General features: G+C 37.4%; 18 protein-coding genes and 1 tRNA gene. 4 read left to right on the forward strand and 15 right to left on the reverse strand.

The genetic code is table 11. The features are described from left to right. Positions 1 to 90: 90 nt before the first annotated feature. From cysK to spoIIE, 10 genes are all read right to left on the reverse strand, one after another. The gene (gene cysK, locus CFK40_RS01220; protein ID WP_089530289.1) at positions 91 to 1,023 is read right to left on the reverse strand and encodes a cysteine synthase A; all 933 of its coding nucleotides are present in this window, start codon (positions 1,021 to 1,023) and stop codon (positions 91 to 93) included. A 94-nt stretch (positions 1,024 to 1,117) separates the two neighbouring features. Further along, positions 1,118 to 2,029 (reverse strand): peptidylprolyl isomerase, encoded by a 912-nt coding sequence (locus CFK40_RS01225; protein ID WP_089530290.1) that lies wholly within the window; start codon positions 2,027 to 2,029, stop codon positions 1,118 to 1,120. 18 nt (positions 2,030 to 2,047) lie between these two features. Next, entirely contained in the window at positions 2,048 to 2,926 is an 879-nt protein-coding gene (hslO, locus tag CFK40_RS01230) for an Hsp33 family molecular chaperone HslO (protein ID WP_089530291.1), read from the reverse strand. 13 nt (positions 2,927 to 2,939) lie between these two features. Further along, a complete protein-coding gene (locus CFK40_RS01235; RefSeq protein ID WP_089534248.1) occupies positions 2,940 to 3,719 on the reverse strand; it encodes a type III pantothenate kinase in 780 nt (259 codons plus the stop codon). Between the two features lie 586 nt (positions 3,720 to 4,305). Further along, entirely contained in the window at positions 4,306 to 6,336 is a 2,031-nt protein-coding gene (gene ftsH / locus CFK40_RS01240) for an ATP-dependent zinc metalloprotease FtsH (protein WP_089530292.1), read from the reverse strand. A gap of 177 nt (positions 6,337 to 6,513) precedes the next feature. Beyond that, positions 6,514 to 7,062: a hypoxanthine phosphoribosyltransferase gene (gene hpt / locus CFK40_RS01245; RefSeq protein ID WP_089530293.1), complete on the reverse strand. Its 549-nt coding sequence runs from the start codon at positions 7,060 to 7,062 to the stop codon at positions 6,514 to 6,516. A gap of 11 nt (positions 7,063 to 7,073) precedes the next feature. Further along, entirely contained in the window at positions 7,074 to 8,468 is a 1,395-nt protein-coding gene (gene tilS / locus CFK40_RS01250; protein ID WP_089530294.1) for a tRNA lysidine(34) synthetase TilS, read from the reverse strand. Between the two features lie 60 nt (positions 8,469 to 8,528). Beyond that, positions 8,529 to 9,455 carry a protein kinase domain-containing protein gene (locus CFK40_RS01255; RefSeq protein WP_089530295.1) on the reverse strand — a complete coding sequence of 309 codons (927 nt, stop codon included), beginning with the start codon at positions 9,453 to 9,455 and terminating at the stop codon, positions 8,529 to 8,531. Continuing rightward, the gene (locus tag CFK40_RS01260; RefSeq protein WP_089530296.1) at positions 9,418 to 10,158 is read right to left on the reverse strand and encodes a VWA domain-containing protein; all 741 of its coding nucleotides are present in this window, start codon (positions 10,156 to 10,158) and stop codon (positions 9,418 to 9,420) included. The genes CFK40_RS01255 and CFK40_RS01260 overlap by 38 nt, the downstream gene beginning before the upstream one ends. A 101-nt stretch (positions 10,159 to 10,259) precedes the next feature. Beyond that, positions 10,260 to 12,713, reverse strand: coding sequence for a stage II sporulation protein E (spoIIE, locus tag CFK40_RS01265; RefSeq protein WP_089530297.1), 2,454 nt, complete (start codon positions 12,711 to 12,713; stop codon positions 10,260 to 10,262). Positions 12,714 to 13,202: 489 nt separating this feature from the next. Here spoIIE and CFK40_RS01270 point away from each other — a divergent pair. Beyond that, a tRNA-Met gene (locus tag CFK40_RS01270) sits at positions 13,203 to 13,276 on the forward strand. Positions 13,277 to 13,660: 384 nt separating this feature from the next. On the opposite strand, the gene CFK40_RS01275 is transcribed toward CFK40_RS01270, so the two are convergent. The 4 genes from CFK40_RS01275 to yabP form a co-directional block, all read right to left on the reverse strand. Further along, the gene (locus CFK40_RS01275) at positions 13,661 to 14,044 is read right to left on the reverse strand and encodes a S1 domain-containing RNA-binding protein (protein ID WP_089530298.1); all 384 of its coding nucleotides are present in this window, start codon (positions 14,042 to 14,044) and stop codon (positions 13,661 to 13,663) included. Between the two features lie 73 nt (positions 14,045 to 14,117). Beyond that, positions 14,118 to 14,498 carry an FtsB family cell division protein gene (locus tag CFK40_RS01280; protein ID WP_089530299.1) on the reverse strand — a complete coding sequence of 127 codons (381 nt, stop codon included), beginning with the start codon at positions 14,496 to 14,498 and terminating at the stop codon, positions 14,118 to 14,120. Between the two features lie 6 nt (positions 14,499 to 14,504). After that, entirely contained in the window at positions 14,505 to 15,047 is a 543-nt protein-coding gene (yabQ, locus tag CFK40_RS01285; RefSeq protein WP_264371386.1) for a spore cortex biosynthesis protein YabQ, read from the reverse strand. A 53-nt stretch (positions 15,048 to 15,100) separates the two neighbouring features. Further along, positions 15,101 to 15,403, reverse strand: coding sequence for a sporulation protein YabP (gene yabP, locus CFK40_RS01290; protein ID WP_089530301.1), 303 nt, complete (start codon positions 15,401 to 15,403; stop codon positions 15,101 to 15,103). Between the two features lie 454 nt (positions 15,404 to 15,857). Between yabP and CFK40_RS01295 the strand changes: the two genes are divergently transcribed. From CFK40_RS01295 to CFK40_RS01305, 3 genes are all read left to right on the forward strand, one after another. Continuing rightward, positions 15,858 to 16,340 carry a CBO0543 family protein gene (locus CFK40_RS01295; protein WP_089530302.1) on the forward strand — a complete coding sequence of 161 codons (483 nt, stop codon included), beginning with the start codon at positions 15,858 to 15,860 and terminating at the stop codon, positions 16,338 to 16,340. A gap of 111 nt (positions 16,341 to 16,451) precedes the next feature. Then, a complete protein-coding gene (locus CFK40_RS01300; protein WP_089530303.1) occupies positions 16,452 to 16,880 on the forward strand; it encodes a MarR family winged helix-turn-helix transcriptional regulator in 429 nt (142 codons plus the stop codon). Further along, positions 16,880 to 18,103, forward strand: coding sequence for an MFS transporter (locus CFK40_RS01305; RefSeq protein ID WP_089530304.1), 1,224 nt, complete (start codon positions 16,880 to 16,882; stop codon positions 18,101 to 18,103). Before CFK40_RS01300 ends, CFK40_RS01305 begins: the two co-directional genes overlap by 1 nt. A 179-nt stretch (positions 18,104 to 18,282) precedes the next feature. Here CFK40_RS01305 and CFK40_RS01310 read toward each other — a convergent pair whose 3' ends face one another. Beyond that, positions 18,283 to 18,540: an RNA-binding S4 domain-containing protein gene (locus tag CFK40_RS01310; RefSeq protein WP_089530305.1), complete on the reverse strand. Its 258-nt coding sequence runs from the start codon at positions 18,538 to 18,540 to the stop codon at positions 18,283 to 18,285. Position 18,541: the final 1 nt, after the last annotated feature.

Below are 18,541 nucleotides of genomic sequence, written 5' to 3' on the forward strand. Positions count from 1 at the left end.
TACCTTCTTCCAATGCTATTATTCTACACTATTGTATCATTGGACAAAAAAAAGGACTAGTACTGAATCAGTACTAGTCCTTAATCATAATTATTGATCGTTCTCATCAAATTCGTATAGTGGAGTTGATAAGTAGCGCTCCCCATTACTTGGAAGTATGGCAACAACCTTCTTACCTTTACCAAGCTTTTTAGCAACTTGTTTAGCAGCTGCGATTGCAGCCCCTGATGATATACCGCCAAGAATACCATCATTTTTTGCAACCTCTCGGGACGTTGCAAATGCATCTTCATTTGTAATCCGGATCACTTCATCATATACATCGGTATCTAACACTTTTGGTATAAATCCCGCACCTAATCCTTGTATTTTATGTGGTCCAGGAGAACCGCCAGATAAGATGGCAGAGTCTGATGGTTCAACCGCATATAACTTTACTCCGTCAAAATGCTCTTTTAAAACTCTTCCCGCTCCAGTTATTGTTCCACCTGTGCCAATACCAGAGATAAATGCATCTAGTCCATCTTTCATTTGTTCTACGATTTCTTTTCCCGTCGTACGTGCATGTACATCTGGATTTGCTTTATTGTTAAACTGCTGAGGCATAAAATAGCCATTTTCCTCTTTTAACTCCTCTGCTTTTTTAATAGCAGTGTTCATTCCACCTGAACCTGGTGTTAAAATTAATTTAGCTCCATATGCACGTAGTAAATTTTGACGTTCTTTACTCATAGTATCAGGCATTACTAATATCGTTTTATAACCTTTTGCAGCACCAACCATTGCTAAACCAATTCCCGTGTTACCGCTTGTTGGTTCAATAATGGTGTCGCCTTCCTTTAAAACGCCTTCCTCTTCTGCTGCCTCTATCATTGCTAATGCAATACGATCCTTTACCGAACTTCCGGGATTCATATACTCTAGTTTTAAATAAATATCTGCACTATCTGGATCTGCTGAACGATTTAATTTAACCATTGGTGTTTCACCAATTAAACCAGCGATATTATCTGCAACTCTCATATAACTTCCTCCTAATTCCTAGTAAATTTGTAGGATTTATTAATAATGTACGCGTTAAAATGGGAATTGTCAAACATTATATATAAGTTAGACGCTATTTTTTACTTTCTTCATATACCCATTTAATATCTAATTTATTCCAAAGTGGTTCAGTGGTTAAAGATTGATCTAGTTGGTCTAATGCCAGTTCCCTTTTTAAATAAGGTTTAATCTCCTTGTAGGTGAAATTGATATCAGGTAACAAACGATGAAGGTAGATAATAGCTACACCTGTATTGCTTTTAAATGGCTCGCTATATGTTCCAGCGTCCATTTCCTTTGCTGTTTCAAAGTAACCCATCGGTAAAAATTGACTGTTGGTCTGAAAATAGCCAAGATATCCACCATCTTTTTTTGTATCCTCATCAATAGAATATTCCTTCGCAAGTAATGAAAAAGATGCACCATTATCTAATTCCTTTTTTACTTTCTCAGCTGTTTTCGTATTCTTTACGATGATATGTGATACTTTCATTGATGCGGAAAAATCGTATTGATTTTTATAGTTATCGTAGTAAGATTTCATTTCTTCCTCGGAGATGGTAGTGTCCATGGTTAGTAAAGCACCTAATTGATAACGGTAGATAATATCCTCCCGCCACTCTTTTTCCTTTTGCTTTACCTCCTTTGGGGTCATTGGACCCTGCATACCAGTCAATAATGCCAACTCACGTTTAATAACCTTTTCACTAACCTCTATTTCATGTTCAGCTGCCAACTGTTTTACAATTTTCGTGTCAATCATTCGCTTTAATTGTTCTTTCCCATGCGTTTCGCGGAGCGTAGACATCCAAGAATCATAAGAAATAGTTTCTCCATCTATCGTAGCGACTGGCTCTTTGACATCCACTTCAGTGTTCTCATTATTTAGTATGATTTTTCCTTGTTGTTTATTCCAAAATAAAAGTGTTGCCACATTCGTTATCAATAGTACAACTATTATCCCTAGTAATAATCTTTTCGGCATATAAAGCTCCCTATCTTATTATTTATCTGTTTGCTTTAGCAAATTCAAATCTTGCTCATCAAATTGATAAACCTCATTACAAAAATGGCAAGTAGCCTCTGCCCCATGGTCTTCATCAATCATTTTTTGAATTTCTTCATTACCTAACCCACTAATTGCTTGCTCTATACGATCCTTTGAGCACTTACAGGTAAAGGAAATTGGCAATGTTTCATGCATTTTTATTTCTTCGTTTCCAAATAAACGTTGTAAAATTTCTTCTGGCGAATTACCCTCTCGAATTAACGTGGAGATTGCTGGGAAGGTCTGAATTTGTTCCTCTAGTCGTTCAATGACCTCTTCATCTGCACCAGGCATTACTTGGATGATAAAGCCACCTGCCGCTAATACAGAGTGGTCTGGATTAATTAATACCCCTGCACCAACAGCAGATGGAACTTGCTCAGAATTAGCAAAATAATACGTGAAATCCTCACTTATTTCGCCAGATATGATAGGGACCTGTCCTGTGAAAAAATCCTTTAATCCTAAATCCTTGATAACACTAATATTTCCTTCTGTACCAACTGCTCGTGCGACGTCTAATTTACCATGTTGATTTAATTCAAAATCAACATGGGGATTCGTTACATAGCCACGAACCTCGCCACGACTGTTCGCGTCTGCAATGATTGGACCTATTGGACCATTTCCTTCCACTTTAACCGTTAAGGAATCTTCACCTTTCAACATAGCGCCCATCATAGCTGAAATGGTAATTGTACGTCCGAGAGCTGCCGAAGTGGTTGCCCATGAATCATGACGTCTTTGGGCTTCGCTTACCGTTTCCGTAGTGACACTCGCATAAGCACGAACCAGTCCCTTATATGTTGTAGCCTTTACTAAATAATCTTTCATTGAAAACTCTCCTTTATGAGTTCATCTCTTGGTTGCGTTTATAAATGATATACAAACCTTTTAAGGTCAGGTTTGTATCTACGTAGTCTATTGTCTTTGAATCATCAGCAATTAGCTTAGCAAGCCCGCCAGTCGCAACCACTTTCGGAGTTTTATTCGCCTGCTCTATTATCCTTGATACTACTTCATCAACTTGTCCTATATATCCATAATATATCCCAGCCTGCATTGCTTCGACTGTGGAAGTACCGATAACATTTGACGGACTAGTAATCTCTACCTTAGGAAGTTTAGAAGCCTTTTGGTATAATGCTTCAAGTGAAATATGAATCCCAGGCGCTATGGCACCACCCTCATATTCTTGCTTTTCGTTCACATAACAGTAGGTTGTAGCAGTCCCAAAATCGATAATCACGAGTGGTGATCCATATTCCTCTATCGCGCCAACTGCATTCACAATTCTATCGGCACCAATTTCTTTTGGATTTGGGTATTTCATCGGTAAAAAGGATTCAAAACTATCTTTCCCTATAACCAATGCTTCTTGATTAAAATATTTTCTACACATTTTCTCTAAAGCAAACATAATCGGTGGTACAACTGAAGATATAATAATCCCATGAATATCCGTAAATGAAATTCCCTTGTGTTCCAATAACGATTTTATTAGCATACCAAACTCATCTTCAGTTTTATAGCGATCCGTTTTAATTCGCCATTCATGCGTTAATTGATCATTTTCAAATACACCTAAAACGGTATTGGTATTCCCCACATCCAGAACAAAAAGCATTGTTATAATCATACCTTTCTATCTCACATAATGATTACTAGCATTTTCTATTTCCTTAAATATATCACAATTTTATTTGCGATTACACAAGCGTAAGCGATTACCGTATAACCTGTGGCTTCATCGGAACTAGTATGTCCTGTACGCCAGAGCTTGGACGTACTTGCATCATATAAAAAGGCTGTTTTCGTAAAGAATGTTGCTTTTGAGAGAGTGGATATAAACTGCGACATAACATACCGCTCGGAAATACATTACGATGTAACTGCTGGCTGCGTTGTGTGATATAAACAATCAAATAAATTAAAATTGTTAAGCTCAACCCTAGTGAAGGAAATCCACGTAGACTCCTGCTTAGAAAGCGAAGACGATGAAACCCCACAGAGAGCGGTCTTTGCGATCGAGGAGGCTCATCGCGAGCCCACGGAAAGCGAAGTGGATTTCCGGAACGATTGACCAACCACCAAAACCAGCAATTACGTCGCATTTTTTATCAACTATGAAGATGAAAAAGCAACAATGCATACGAAAACAGCCTATAAAAACAACCCCTCATCTATCACGAAGGGTTGTTTTATAATACGTGCTATTCTTTTTTATTTTGATCGTCTGAACTAGAAGGCTCATCAGATTTCTCATCATGAACATCCTCTTCTAATTCTTTATCTGCTCGTTCTTTTGCTTCTTCAAACGTTTCTGGATTAGCATCATCCTGTTTCGGTTGGATATTTACTCTAAGATCCTTTTCTTCTGTAGAATCAGTAGTTGCAATTGCTGAGTCTTCGGCAGGCTCCGGGAGAACTCCATCATTAAACAATCCTTTGATTTGTTTTGCATCTAATGTTTCTACTTTTAAAAGCGTTTGTGCAACAAGTTCCAATTTATCTTTGTTGTCAGTAAGAATTGTTTTCGCACGGTCGTAACAGAAGTTAATAAAGTTTTGCATTTCCTGGTCAATATCGTGAGCAATCTCATCACTATACGTTTGTTCATTCTGAATGTCACGTCCAAGAAATACCTGACTGCCTCCACCACTTGTAAACTGCAGTGGACCAATTTTATCGCTCATACCATATTCAGTAATCATTTTACGTGCAATTGCTGTGGCACGTTGGAAGTCATTAGAAGCACCAGTACTTACTTCACCAAATATTACTTCTTCGGCCACACGTCCACCTAACAATCCAGTAATTTTATCGAGTAACTCTGGTTTTGTCATAAAGTAACGATCTTCTCTTGGAAGCATAACAGCGTATCCGCCAGCTTGACCACGAGGTACAATTGTAACTTTATGTACCATATCCGCATCATCCAAGACCATCCCAATAATCGTGTGTCCACTTTCATGGTATGCCACAATGTTACGTTCTTTTTTGGAAATAACTTTTCCTTTTTTCTGTGGTCCCGCAATAACTCGGTCAATTGCTTCATCAACATCTAACATATCAATTGTGGTTTTACTGCTACGTGCCGCTACTAACGCAGCTTCATTTAATAAGTTTTCTAAGTCAGCACCAGAAAAACCTGGAGTTCGCATTGCAATTGTTTTTAAATCAACGCTATCATCAATTGGTTTATCCTTTGAGTGAACCGCTAATACTTCCTGGCGGCCTTTAACATCTGGGCGTTCAACTGTGATTTGACGGTCAAAACGACCTGGACGTAATAATGCTGGATCAAGAATATCTGGGCGGTTTGTTGCTGCGATAATGATGATACCTTCATTTACACCAAATCCGTCCATTTCAACAAGTAATTGGTTTAGTGTTTGCTCACGTTCATCGTGACCTCCACCAAGACCAGCACCACGTTGACGACCAACTGCATCGATCTCATCAATAAAGATAATACAAGGTGCGTTTTTCTTCGCATTTTCAAATAAATCACGTACACGAGAAGCACCTACGCCGACAAACATTTCAACAAAGTCTGAACCACTAATAGAGAAAAATGGTTTTCCAGCTTCACCAGCAACAGCACGTGCAAGTAGTGTTTTACCTGTTCCAGGAGGTCCAACAAGCAAGACACCTTTAGGAATTCGGGCTCCAACTGCTGAGAATTTACGTGGATCCTTCAAAAAGTCAACAACTTCAACAAGCTCTTGCTTTTCTTCATCTGCTCCTGCTACATCTTTAAAGCGAACCTTTTTCTTATCTTCAGAGAACATCTTCGCCTTACTCTTACCAAAGTTCATCACACGGCCGCCACCGCCACCTTGTGATTGGCTAAGTATAAAGAAGAAAAATAGTCCTATGATTAAAAACGGGATCATGGTTGTTAAAAATGTAACCCATCCGCTCGGTTGCTCTTCTTGCTCGATATTTAATACACTTTGTTCTGAAGCTGTTTCATAAATATTTGCAACAATATTGGTGTTTTCTGGTACTTGGGCAATAAATGGTGTATCCCCCTCGTTCAGTTCACCAGTAATTCTTATAATCTTATTTACAGGTTGCATCGTCATTTCTGCAATATCACCATTGTTTAGTGCCTGCATAAATTCTTCTACATTTAATTCTTCTGCTTGCTCATCTTGGCCTCTGAATAATTCTATGACAGCTACAACAACTAGAAAAATCAAGAACCAAAAGAAAACATTCCGCATTAATCGTTTCATTGCCAACCTCCTCCCAAACGGGAAAAACTATATAACATAGTACCACAGGAAAAAGTTTCAATACAACTAATTCCACTCATATATGTCATTGTTTTTAAACTATTTTTATCTTTCTATTCTACATCATATTGAACGAAGTAATACCGATCATTTAGTAAAAAACCAATAAAAGTTTTCTTATTCAGCTTCTCCACCATAAATTTTAGGTTTTAGAACACCAATGTATGGTAAATTGCGGTACTTTTCTTCATAATCCAATCCATAACCGACTACAAATTCGTCTGGTACATTGAAGCCAATAATATCTGCTTTAATATGTGCCGTTCTACCTGAAGGTTTATCCAGCAACGTAACAATTCGAATGGATTTCGCTTTACGATATTTGAACAAATCCACCAAGTAACTGAGCGTAAGACCACTGTCAATAATATCTTCAATAATTAGAAGATCACGCCCTTCTACCTTTGTATCCAAATCTTTAACAATTTTTACTTCTCCAGAAGAACGGGTCTTTCCACCATAACTGGAAACATCCATAAAATCCATTTCTAGGTGTGTATCTGTATGCCGCAAAACGTCTGACATAAATGGCATTGCACCTTTTAAAACACCAATTGCTAAAGGGAATTTTCCATCATATTCCTCCGTCAACTGCTTGCCAATTTCTTCGCACTTCTTAGCGATTTCCTCTTTCGTAACCAATATTTGTTCAATATCGTTATGCATGTTTGTTCCTCCTACATACCAGCTTTTTCTAAATATAGTTGAATAAATGAGGTGTCTTTTGTTTGATGACTAGGCTGACCTTGTTTTAACCCGACGAGCCACAAGACTTCACCATTATTATCTGTCACAATTGGCCATGTATCTCGAAATCTCGCTGGAATTTTTTCATCAATAAAAATATCCTTAATCTTCTTACTCCCGTTTAATCCTTTCCAAGTCATTCTATCGCCTGTCCTTCGCGTTCTAATATGTAATGGCAAAGCAACTTGGTTTCTACCGCATAAAAATTTTTCCTGACTTTTATTATGTGATTCTTTCGTAAAATCAGCATGAATAACTGATCCATCTGATAATATAACGTGACCAGGAATGTTTATGACTTTATGAAAAGGAGAAGAGTTAGGCGGTTTATTTTCGAAGTAAACTATCAGCTTACAATAGGACTTCACAACCTTTAGACGATGAGGAAAATCCAGTCTACCATTGGCTTTTTGACTACTCAATAATGCAAAAAACTGCTCCTCATGCATATACGATAAATTTTTAGGCAATTCATCATATAGATATTTTAATATTAGATGATAGGCTCGCCTTTGTAAAGCAGTGTGATAACCCTGGAACAAATTTATGTCAAAAGAAGCACAATTTTCACTTCTATCGAGCAAAATCACCTGTTGTACAAGCTTTTTGGCCTCTTCACTCAAATAATCTTCATCTGTTTGCAAGGACTTGCTTAATTGTTGTGCTGTACTATGTATAGTATGATTTTGATTTTTTAGTAACGGAAGAACATATTGACGAAAATAATTTCTTGTATAATCTGTTTTTTCGTTTGATGGATCAAGTCTTGAGTGAATTCCATTCTTTTGGCAATAAGAATGAATATCTTTTTTGGTAATGCTTAAAAAAGGGCGAATAATCGTGCCATTGTTAAATGGACGTTTAACAGGAATGCCAGACATTGCTCTACTGTTGGAGGAACGAACAAACCCCATCAACATGGTTTCAACCTGATCATCTCCGTGGTGGCCAAGCGCTAAATAATCAGCATTGTATTCTTCCATTTTTTCAAAAAAGAATTGGTACCGCATTTCCCTAGCTGCAACTTGTGTCCCAACATGCCTCTTTTCTTTATACGAAGGAACGTCTAAGGAAGTTCCACAAAATTTAATATTCCATTTGTCACAAGTACTTTCCACAAAGCGAAGATCCTCTTTTGATTCTTCCCCTCGTAGCTGATGATCAACTGTGAGAGCCACAAGTTTTAGATTCCATTCATTCTTAATTGAATCAAGAAAATGAAGAAGTGCCATCGAATCAGGACCGCCTGAAACACCAATTAATAGAGTTGAATTGGGCTTTATTAATCGATTTTGTTTCATAAATGCCAGCACGTTATCTTTCATTTTTATGTTCATCCTTCATCCAAGAATAGTAGTGGAACTCCTATATCCTAACACATTATTTTATGGTAAGAACAGGGAAACGATGTAATAAAATAACGCAATTAATGATATACCTGTTGATTCGACTAGTAGTGATGCCTTCTGGTTGCTACGTTTCCTTGTCATGCTTGGCTTAGGCCGCTTAAGTATTTGTTCTACATCCTGCTTCATTTCAGCACTAGATTGATATTTTCCTTGAATTGCTTTTTCGAAACAAGGTAAATATGGTCTAAGGGGCGCAACATTCCTTACCTTAGATAGAATGGTTACTTCAGCGTTATTACCTCTCTCAAACTGATTTGGGTAATATAATTTTACAAAAACCATTACAAGCGCAAACAAATCATAGCTTGGTTCAGCCCGCCTAGAACCTATTCCCCAATATCCACGATCATAAAACTCTGTATATTCTTTTATTGCTCGACCTATTTGTGTTGTTCCACCTACATCAATCCAGCGTATTCTAGGCGGAGAATGGAGTATTAATAGATTTTCTTCTTTCAAATCCCCAAATACCCACCCGGCTTTATGAAGATCGGCTAAATCATCAAGGAGCTGTAACATAAATACGCCCACCCAAGTACTACCGTTATGTTTAATAAACGTGGATAATGATTGCCCACGTAGATATTCCATAACATAGAATGAATAGACCTGACCACGTGATGTGATAAAGTCATCAACATCAACTAAATAAGGTCCAAGACTACTACCTTGGACCTTTTGTAACGATTTTAATACATTGACTTCCATGGTCATAGACATACTCTTATCACTTATTTTTAATGCTACTTGTTTCCCGCTACTATCACAAAGGTATACACTTCCAATTGCTCCACTACCTAGCTTTTCAATTACAGTATACCGTTTATTATGCCATTTTCCCGTTACTAATGTCCCGGGGTTAAGTTCAATACCGCGCTTCTTCGATTGGTGGCTCATCTTCATCGTTAAAGCTCCTTAACAAGCTTGTTTTACCAAATTGGTACATGGCCTCGCGTAGTGCTGGTCCTGTTGGCGTAATCCCACCACTAGTCAATCTAGGGAAAATAGCAGATATGGAATCAAGCTTTGGTGACCAATCCAATATTTGTTTAATGTCTTTTCGTCGACCTGGAAAAGTAAAGACACAGAATCTGTTTCTTCCAATTCGTGCATTTAAGCTAATAGATAAATCGATCAGTGCCTCCTTAACGGTAGGTATCTTATCATGCATGCTAGCACTCGTATCTACTAAGATAAGAACTTCGAGATCACAAGTTTCTCCTAACTCTTCTACTACTTCCATAATTTCTCCGCGTTTGTCAGGTTCTAGCTCGTCCATTGTTTGATTCGGTCCAAGGATCTGTTGCAATTCTTGATTCACAAACCCCTGTAATGTTTGTGTCATTGCCTGCTTTGTCACCATTTGTACCGTTTGTGATAGTGACTGTTTATAAACAATTTGGCTTACACCACCACCGGATTGCGCGACTTCTTCAACCTCTTCTAATCCATCAGGTTGCTCTGTTTGATCGTCTTCCATAATTCCTATAACATTGACGGTAATTCCTTGCTGGTGCGCAAGTGCAGCTGTAGCAGCAGGGTCCTCTCCTTTATTGGAACAACCATCTGTAATTAACAAAATCTGTTTTAACGTACCTTTTTTCATACAATCCACCTCCTATTATTCCATCACCATCATCGCCAAAATAACAGGAAAATATACGGAGGTGGGCACGTAATCAAATACTTATTTAATGTTTAGTTTGGTCATTGTGCATGCTTATGGCCTGCTGGAATTGCCGCCCATTGTGGCGTATTTTTATTTATTTTTGCAACCATGACTGTCATGTCATCTGCAATTTCACCTGATCTGGTTCGAACTACTTCTTCTAATAGTAAATCTGCAACCTCTTGTGGATCAACGGTTTTCATTTCACGAATCTTGCGTTTCAACCAAACGTCGACATTTTCCACATGCTTTGGTCCTTCAAAAATACCGTCACTCATCATGATTAGCAGATCATCAGCCATTAATTGTTCTTTTACGATGTCGACATCAAATTCTTGAATGATACCCATTGGCAAATTACTACCCTCTACCTTTATCATTTCATCGCCGCGTTTAATAAAACTCGGTGTCGATCCGATCTTCAAAAAGCGGACTGCAGCATTGTGCAAATTAATAACAGCAAGATCAAGGGTGGCAAACATTTCATCGGTTGAACGTAACGAAAGGATTGAGTTTATCGATTTAATCGCTACTTTCTCTGGAATCCCGGTTTGTAAAATTTGTTGCAATAACCGTAACGTTTCTACACTTTCCTCGTGTGCCCGTTCACCATTTCCCATTCCGTCACTAATAGCCATTGCATATTTCCCTGTTCCTAATTCTATCGTTGTGTGGCTATCTCCAGAAATGACTCCCCCCCCCTTAGCTGCATGGGATACCCCGGTCTCTACAACATACTCTTTGGCAGAACCAAATACAATAAAGCAGCTACCATTTGGAAATGGCGAAATATCCTCTTGTTTTACCACAACAACTTCATTCATAATATCAGACAGCATTGGCGCAATTAACTTTGCACCTTCCCCGCGATACTCATATAAATTAACCATCATTTCAATATCAATATTTCCCTTATCCAAACTAAAGATATCTAGTTTTTCAATATCAATCCCCATTTGCTCTAATCCTTGGACTATCTGCATCTCCTGTTGTTCATGGTGATGCCGTTCCTTTAATATTTCTTTTGCGAAATCATCCATGACCTCTGACACACCTTGAAGCTGTTCTGCTACAAATCGCTTACTTTCTGATACTTGTTTTTGTAATCGCCTGTTCGCCTCAAAAAGGGTTAATTCTTCTTTCATCACGTCCATCACCTTTTTTGATTTTACACAATGGTTTTCAAAGGCACGCATATCCCTTGGACTAGGTTCTCGTTCCTCAACCAGATCATTCTTTAAACCTTCCATTAGAGAATAGGATTTATCAAATTGTTGTTGCCAGCACCTATTTTTCATAAAACATCCCTGACATGTTTTTTCCGTCACCTGACTTAAAAAATAATCCGTTTCACGCTTATAGTCAGCATCTTGCTCAGCTGGACTGTATTCAACGGTTTGAAAGCTTTTTGACAGCGCCTCAAAAACATCAGAAAATTGTTCAACCCGTTTAGCAGTCACATTTCGAACCTTTTGTAAATATTGTTCTTGCTCGTTTGTATACTCGTCCGTTCCCGGAATATAACGAGAAAGCTTCTTAAACCAGCTTGCCGGTGTGAGAAAGAATAGTAGAATTGCTATAGATGATTCTAGTATAGAAGGAAGCAAATTAGCTGAATCCCCATAGATACCTACTAAAAAGGTTCCAACAAATAAACCAATACTAACGCCTATCTTATTCCCTTCTTTTAACAATCCTCCAAGTAATCCAGAAAAAGCAAGTAAACTCATTTGATAAAGATTCGCGACATTCGCTAGTGAGAGTATGAGACCAGCTACAACTCCAACCGTCGACCCAACTGCCGCACCTCCAACAAATGCAAGCATCAAAACAAAATAGCGAGAGAAAACTTGTTCCATCGATGCATCGTATATTTCCCAACCAATTGTTCCCGTTAATATAGAAGCAAGTAGAATGATCATACAAACAATTTCTTCGTTCTTTAAAGTGGGTTTATATTTTTTTTGTGATAATAATGGAATGCTTTGCATAAATATCAATACTAGAACTAAACCTAATACTCCTTCTACAACTAACAGCATCCATTCATAGGATGTAAGCCTGTCAGTAATCGAATAAAGCATTAAACGCGGTGCGATAGTCGCTAAGAAAACAAAAAGCAGAATTACTCTCTGTTGATTTTTAACATTCTTAAACAATCCAGCAAGAAAAATAAATACAAACATTGCTAGCAAAATAAATATTCCTTGATCAATCGAGTAACTTAATGCTCCCGCAAAAACTGCAAGCATAACCTTAGCTGCTTTTTCTTTATGTACAAGCCAAATGGTAGCTAAAAATGCAACAGAAAACGGAGAGACTTCAGATAAAATGACAGCTCGTCCCAACAAAAAACCTACCATAAAAAATAGCCAACCTTTTTCTAGTAAGATAGATTGGGTTGTCGAATATACCTTTCTCCGCCACTTACTCATAACACCTTGTTCTGCTCCGAACGCCTTAGATTCCAACCTTGGTATTGAATCCATCATACAAATCCACTCCCTCTTAGAGTAATTAAATCATAGGATGAATTTTTTTTTTGTCAAAACAAGAGAGGATATTCATAAAATCGTTCGACTATCTTCTTTTTTTATCAATCAGTTTTCTACAAGAATAAACGTATTCCTTACATTCTTGACTAAACAATTCTTTCTTTTGAAGTAATTTATTTAGTCATTCCCTCCATAAAGCCCCTGTTTAAAGCTACTCATTAACCATCTTGTTATACCATCAAAATTCGATACAATTATAGTTTTTGTAATAATATTGACGAAAGGAACATTTGTTCCATCAAAACCAAATGCATTCTTCATAATAGGCTTTAGCTCGTCATTCTTTATTAAACGCACTAAACCTGAAGTGAAAGAAGTTTAACCCAGAGCAAACAGAAGCCTATTATACAATAATTTCCCAGGAAATGAATGAAAGGATTGACACCATCCGCTTGGTGATGTATTATAAATTTTGTGGCTAAATTTGGCGGCGTAGCTCAGCTGGCGAGAGCGTACGGTTCATACCCGTGAGGTCGGGGGTTCGATCCCCTCTGCCGCTATCAAAAATAAGGAAAAGGGATTGAGTTCAAATTGGATTCAATCCTTTTTTGTTTGTAGAATTGTAATTAGGGGCCGCCAAGAGTTTATTGACGGTTATAAATTGATATCAGCTGTTATATTTGAATAACGGCAGATAAATTTGTGAATCCGCGGATAAGTAAGGTCCAGAGAGTTTATTTTGCAGTTAAGAAAGTATAAATCCTTTCTTACTGCATAAGTGCAACTAAGGCTTGGCGATAAGCCAAGTTTTCTAATGCTAGATCCTTCAAACTCCACCTTAGAAAGACCCCTTCTAAAAAAAGGGCAAAAAAACAGACACCACTTATTTACAAGTAGTGTCTGCTTTTATCTATTTTGATAGAGCATCTTTATAGACAGCAATTTTATCCCCGCTTAGCACCTCGGCCTCCGCGTTTGGTTTCCGTTTGCTTCTTCAAAGAGGCCAAACGGTCTTCCGAATCCTTTAAAAATTTGTTCATCTTTTGATCAAATGTTTCGCCACGATCACGATTGTTTCTTGGGCGAACTGGCTTATCTTTAGCCTTTTTAATTGAAAGACCAATCTTTCCATCTTTTTCAACATTAATAACTTTCACCAAAACTTCGTCACCGACGGTTAAGTGTTCATTAATGTCTTTAACATAGTTATCAGCAACTTCACTAATATGGACTAGACCTGTTTTCCCTTCTCCGAGTTCTACAAATGCACCAAAATTAGTGATACCAGTTACCTTACCTTGCAGCTTGCTGCCTACTTCGATTGACATAAAAAAAATGCTCCTCCTTAAAAATTTAAATAATATATTACTATTGTATTATATCCAATATAATGAAAGTGTGTCAATAAGATGGCTCTTCATCAGGGAGTTTAAAGATTAATTCGCCTTCTTTGGAAAAGAAATAGTTTGTTCGTGCTATCTCTAAAACATATTCCTCATTTTGTAAAAGTTGAATTTCTTCATTAAGATTTGCTTCTTTCTTCTCAAGCTTCGCCATCTTTTCCTGTGTCTGCTCGTACTGTTCTTGTTTTTCAGCGTGAAGTACACGTTGTTTAACATGATATGTAGCCATACTGCCGATCGCAATAAGTACTACGATAGAAAATAACACAAGACGACGAATTAGACGTTTTTTCTTTCGTTTTTGTCTTCCCTGATGAGCATCGTATTGCTGCATATAGTCCGAGCTTAATCTTGTTACCGTTTTTTTCTTGGCGGTCACAGCCCATTACCTCCTTTTAAACTTAATATACTTCAACCATTTCTTACATATATTCTTCATTGTACTATAAAATCCTGCTATTTTGTGTAAATATTTTTTAATTATTTCTGGAAGCAATCTATAAATTAACATGATTACCCACTTAAAAGGAGCAAAAATTATTTTACCTATCGTTACCAGTATAATAAATAGTACTTGAATTGTATAAGCAATAGCTGAAAAAAATAATGAAAACACAAAGACAACTGGAGTAACGAACAAAGCATGAATCACTTTTGCAAAAAAACGATAAATCGATAAGGCGATCTGAATCATATGCTCAAGCATTTTTTTGTACGATGAGGCAGCCAAAGCTTGATAGGTAGCAAACCCTAATAAACATGCTACAAATACATAGAATCGTAATTCACCAGCATTTACACGATATAAAATATAGAATAAAAATAATGTTTGAGAAAGCCAAAAACTAATTTCCATAAAATAAGTTAGAAATACCGAGTTTTTCCAATGTGAGGATGCTCGCCGAAACGTATCCAATATTATACCCAAATAAAAGCCTCCTAAAACCATGGCAAGCATCGTCATAAATTGAGTGGAGAGGATCATCTAAACAGCTTGCTAAAGAATCCCTTAGCTTTCTCCTGTTGTTGTTCATCTACATAGGAAAGCTCGTATATTTTGCCTTTTATTGAAACTAGCCCTTCGCTTACATCCAGATTTTTTAACTGAAGGTTTTGGCCCCGTACAATTAAAAACCCCATCACCGTTTCAAGTAAAAATTCCTCATTATCAAAACTATCAACTTCTTTTACACCGCTGATTTCAACACTCTTTCGGTTGTTAATTTTCAATGAATGGTCCTGCTGTGTTACATGTGGTTGAGTTTCTTTTTCATAATAATTCATTAAAATCGTCCTCCTTATCACTATAACTATATGAAATAGAGGACAAGTATAGAACTAAAATAGAAAAGCGGAGGCGACTGTTCAGAAGCAGACGCATAAGCAAGGGACTGTAGAGCACATGGTTTCCGTGCTCGGAGTGTCCATTGCTTATGACGGCAGCTTCTAGGAGCCGTAGCTAGACAAGAAAAGCGGAGGCGACTGTTAAGCGAGTACAAATAGGTAGAACTGTGAAAGTACGGTGACCTTTCCGTACATTCATCAGGACTACCTATTTGCTAGTCGCTAGGAGCCGCAGCTAGACAAAGAAAAGCGGAGGCGACTGTTAAGCGACGTACAAAAAGATAGGACTATAAAGAATACGTTCAACTATAGTACATTAACCCCGATTAATCTATAAAGATCCTTGCTTTGGTTATAATAGATAGTGGCCGATTTAGAAAAGGAGCGGGGTTTTATGGAAAAAGTGATGTTGTGGGGTTTACTTATTTTGGGCTCTGTATTATTGCAAGTTAGTTTACGAAAATTGCCGTTTAAAGAATGGCTATTTGTTTATTTGTTGACGTCATATTTTTCAATTGCAATCGGGAGTATTATTGTGGAAGAAAACATGCTTACTTATCCTATAAAACTTCTCAATAAACATTTTGATTCCAGTTTGCTTTTTGAATACCTTTTGTTCCCAGTCGTATGTCTTTTCTTCTATCAAACTACATATCGTTCTACGACTTTCAATACCCTTTTGCAAGGGGGATTATATACAACCTCCTTAACCATTATTGAAGTAACTTTGGAAAAATACACCGACCTAATTAAGTATAATACTTGGACGTGGCTACACACGCTTTTAAGCGTCTTCGTCCTGATGCTTTTTATCCGTGCTATTGTCAAACTGATCTGTAAAAGAAATAAAGCAGATATACGTAATGAAAAGCTTTGAATGTGGTGATTTATTTTCACGTCAACTTTTCTATAGGTTTACAAAACTTACTTAAGCGTGTAAGATGGGTAAAGTAATTACTTACCTAGGTAAATAATGAGGTGAACGAATATGGATGAACTAAACAATAGAAACCTACTTCATTTGTTAAACCAACAGACTCGGGTTTTAGCAAAAGAAGTGAACAATCGTCTTAGTGACCATGGGTTGTATTCATCCCAGTGGTCTATTATTTTTTGTATTGAACGGTTTGGGCCAATGACACAAACAGCAATTTGGAAATACCTGAACGTGGAGGCTCCAACGGTTACACGTACACTGTCCCGTATGGAAAAGAGCGGATGGATTGTCCGGGAACAAGGAAATGACAAAAGAGAACGTGTCATTGAATTGACCAAAGAAGCAAAGCAAAAATTTATGTCAATCCGACAAACAATGGATAAATTTGAAGAAGAAGTGCTCAAAGGACTATCGTCAGATGACAAAGCACAATTACATTTCTTACTAACCAAACTTGGACCATCAGGAGAGAATGCATAATGAAAGAGAACAATCAACAACCAATATGGACTAAAAGCTTTATTAGTATTTCTATAACACAATTTCTTGTCTTTATCGCTTTTTACACATTATTAACGACCCTTCCAATTTATGTAATTAATAATCTTGGCGGTTCAAATACAGATGCTGGTTTAGTCGTGACGGTTATGTTAATAGCCGCTATCATTGCCCGACCTTTTTCAGCTAATTTATTAGATTATATCGGTAAGAAAAAAGGACTCGTTCTCAGTGTAGCTATATTTACAGCGACGTCTTTTCTTTATATTTGGATTGATCAATTTACATCACTGTTACTGTTACGATTCTTTCACGGATTATCATTTGGTGTTATCACTACAGCAACAGGTGCAATTGCCGCAGATATCATTCCGCCCACGCGACGGGGGGCAGGACTCGGGTACTTTGCGATGGCAATGAATCTAGCTGTGGTCGTAGGGCCATTTATCGGTTTAACTTTATTACAATTTGCATCATTTCAAACACTCTTTATTGTTTTGAGCATATTTATGATAGCTGGGGTTATCAGTTCTATACTTGTTCATGTTCCTAAGAATGGCGCGGTTATAGACAAATCGGCCAAGTTCAAGTTTTCGTTTAGCGATTTAATTGAAATAAAGGCATTACCCATCGCATTAATAAGTAGCTTAGTCTCTTTAGCATACGCTAGTATTCTATCCTTTATCTCTGTCTACTCCAATTCGATTGGACTAGCTACAACTGCAAGCTATTTCTTTTTAGTCTTTGCTATTATCATGCTTATATCGAGACCGTATCTTGGAAGAGCATTTGACTCTCATGGTCCTAAATTTGTCATATTACCATGCTTGTTCATATTTGCAATTGGTCTCGTTCTTCTGAGCTTTACGAGTACTGCTTGGATGCTCCTTGTTTCAGCTGGACTCATCGGTTTAGGATATGGCACATTATTACCTAGTTTCCAATCGATGGCAATACAAGCTTCACCTAGCTCCAGAAGTGGTCATGCAACTGCAACATTCTTTGTGTGCTATGATTCTGGTATTGCTATTGGGTCAGTTGTGTGGGGTGTTGTTGTAGCTGCTTTTGGCTTTCAAAATCTCTACATTTTATGTGCTTTATTGGTATTAGTAGTAATGGTGATATTTAATCTACATCAAGCAAAATCTACCAATCCTAAGCAGGAAAAAAAAGAGGCTTATCGAGGGGTAAGCGATAATTCCTAGTAATAGCTAATCCTCATCTAGAGGCAAGGCAAAAGAATAGAGAAATAATCCCTCAACTGATTTAATTCAGATGAGGGATTATTTTTTATGGTTTTTATCAGACACGATATACGCAATCAACATACTGAAAAAAATCAGCGTTAATACATCAAAAAAATCAAATTCTATCAAACGTTTAGTTAATCAATCTTTTCTTCTTTCACAACGCTATATAACATTGCCGCTTCATCTTTTCGTACGACTTCCCTTAAGTCATTTACTTTTATCGTAACCAGCTTTTGCCCAAAGCGTATGACAAGTGTGTCTTCTATTGCTACAGTTGACGATGCTTTTGCTTGATTACCATTAATTGTAATTCTTCCTTGATCTGCTACTTCTTTTGCTAAAGTACGGCGTTTAATTAGGCGTGATACTTTTAGGAATTTATCTAATCGCATG

It is taken from the genome of Virgibacillus necropolis (assembly GCF_002224365.1).
Lineage (GTDB): Bacteria > Bacillota > Bacilli > Bacillales > Amphibacillaceae > Virgibacillus_F > Virgibacillus_F necropolis.

What these genes read in the sequence shown, in the direction of transcription:
- cysK (WP_089530289.1), bottom strand. Translation starts at nt 1,023, where the DNA reads ATGAGAGTTGCAGATAATATCGCTGGTTTAATTGGTGAAACACCAATG.
- CFK40_RS01225 (WP_089530290.1), bottom strand. Translation starts at nt 2,029, where the DNA reads ATGCCGAAAAGATTATTACTAGGGATAATAGTTGTACTATTGATAACG.
- hslO (WP_089530291.1), bottom strand. Translation starts at nt 2,926, where the DNA reads ATGAAAGATTATTTAGTAAAGGCTACAACATATAAGGGACTGGTTCGT.
- CFK40_RS01235 (WP_089534248.1), bottom strand. Translation starts at nt 3,719, where the DNA reads ATGCTTTTTGTTCTGGATGTGGGGAATACCAATACCGTTTTAGGTGTA.
- ftsH (WP_089530292.1), bottom strand. Translation starts at nt 6,336, where the DNA reads ATGAAACGATTAATGCGGAATGTTTTCTTTTGGTTCTTGATTTTTCTA.
- hpt (WP_089530293.1), bottom strand. Translation starts at nt 7,062, where the DNA reads ATGCATAACGATATTGAACAAATATTGGTTACGAAAGAGGAAATCGCT.
- tilS (WP_089530294.1), bottom strand. Translation starts at nt 8,468, where the DNA reads ATGAAAGATAACGTGCTGGCATTTATGAAACAAAATCGATTAATAAAG.
- CFK40_RS01255 (WP_089530295.1), bottom strand. Translation starts at nt 9,455, where the DNA reads ATGAAGATGAGCCACCAATCGAAGAAGCGCGGTATTGAACTTAACCCC.
- CFK40_RS01260 (WP_089530296.1), bottom strand. Translation starts at nt 10,158, where the DNA reads ATGAAAAAAGGTACGTTAAAACAGATTTTGTTAATTACAGATGGTTGT.
- spoIIE (WP_089530297.1), bottom strand. Translation starts at nt 12,713, where the DNA reads ATGATGGATTCAATACCAAGGTTGGAATCTAAGGCGTTCGGAGCAGAA.
- CFK40_RS01275 (WP_089530298.1), bottom strand. Translation starts at nt 14,044, where the DNA reads ATGTCAATCGAAGTAGGCAGCAAGCTGCAAGGTAAGGTAACTGGTATC.
- yabP (WP_089530301.1), bottom strand. Translation starts at nt 15,403, where the DNA reads ATGAATTATTATGAAAAAGAAACTCAACCACATGTAACACAGCAGGAC.
- CFK40_RS01295 (WP_089530302.1), top strand. Translation starts at nt 15,858, where the DNA reads ATGGAAAAAGTGATGTTGTGGGGTTTACTTATTTTGGGCTCTGTATTA.
- CFK40_RS01300 (WP_089530303.1), top strand. Translation starts at nt 16,452, where the DNA reads ATGGATGAACTAAACAATAGAAACCTACTTCATTTGTTAAACCAACAG.
- CFK40_RS01305 (WP_089530304.1), top strand. Translation starts at nt 16,880, where the DNA reads ATGAAAGAGAACAATCAACAACCAATATGGACTAAAAGCTTTATTAGT.
- CFK40_RS01310 (WP_089530305.1), bottom strand. Translation starts at nt 18,540, where the DNA reads ATGCGATTAGATAAATTCCTAAAAGTATCACGCCTAATTAAACGCCGT.